1 protein-coding gene is annotated in these 254 nt (G+C 43.7%); it reads right to left on the bottom strand.

From position 1 onward, the window contains the following. Positions 1-254, bottom strand: a 254-nt coding sequence (locus QN359_RS19935) for a hypothetical protein (RefSeq protein WP_323493641.1), incomplete at both ends; no start/stop codon positions are given.

Below are 254 nucleotides of genomic sequence, written 5' to 3' on the forward strand. Positions count from 1 at the left end.
TTTTCGTCCAGTACCAGATTAGTAGCTGGATCACGTTTCTCATTGGTATTTTCAACTGACGACGGCGATTTAATCGGATTTTTTATAATGATGCCAGCAATTTCCTTATCGACGCTGTCGGAATTGATATGCGGCGAATTAATTTGTTCAGGAGTCGCATGGAACAAAAACTGCCCACCACCAATCGATACATTCGGAGTCGTCCCCGCGTATTCAGTTTGTAATGTATGCAAAAATGCTTCGGCTTGGGCGGA

Origin of the sequence: Undibacterium sp. 5I2, assembly GCF_035019605.1 — a bacterium.
In the GTDB taxonomy this organism is placed as follows: Bacteria; Pseudomonadota; Gammaproteobacteria; order Burkholderiales; family Burkholderiaceae_D; genus Undibacterium.